At 37.5% G+C, this 496-nt stretch carries 2 protein-coding genes; one reads left to right on the forward strand and one right to left on the reverse strand.

The genetic code is table 11. The features are described 5' to 3' along the window. Window positions 1-67: 67 nt before the first annotated feature. Window positions 68-289, forward strand: coding sequence for a hypothetical protein (locus DYY66_RS06640; protein ID WP_166287284.1), 222 nt, complete (start codon window positions 68-70; stop codon window positions 287-289). A 45-nt stretch (window positions 290-334) separates the two neighbouring features. Here the strand turns inward: DYY66_RS06640 and DYY66_RS16215 are convergent, their stop codons facing one another. Next, complete coding sequence (locus DYY66_RS16215) at window positions 335-496, reverse strand: PEFG-CTERM sorting domain-containing protein (protein ID WP_166287286.1); 162 nt, start codon at window positions 494-496, stop codon at window positions 335-337.

Here is a 496-nt window from a genome sequence, read left to right on the forward strand (position 1 = left end):
GGCGACATTGCATTTAGGTAGTTGTCGAATACAACTGAATTGCAGGTTCAGGTCCTGCAAGACTCACTTGGAAATAGAAATCGGAATTCCCCCAAATATCAAGACAAGCAACAATATTACTATGATACCGGCTATTATCAAAGGAACCAAGAATCGAAAAATTGCAAGAGCAATTACTGCGATAAATGCAATTACAAGCAGAGACAGCGTAGATCCTTTGAAGGGAAGTATGTCAATTACAACTAGTAACACAAATTTTGAAACAAGAATAATTGGAATCATGCCATAATGAGAGGATAATCAATAATTATTCTTTCTCAAATCCGTAATAGGGTTAGATCTTCAATTTCAAGCCAGACTTGACTGACACTACAACAATCGAGACAAGTGACAAGACAAGAACGATTGATGCAAGTGGGCCAAATTCTGGAACAAATGTAGTGCTCTTTGAGAAGTCAATAGTATGGTTTCCAATTGTACCTTCTTGCCACACCAT

The organism is Candidatus Nitrosotalea sp. FS (assembly GCF_011319475.1).
In the GTDB taxonomy this organism is placed as follows: Archaea; Thermoproteota; Nitrososphaeria; order Nitrososphaerales; family Nitrosopumilaceae; genus Nitrosotalea.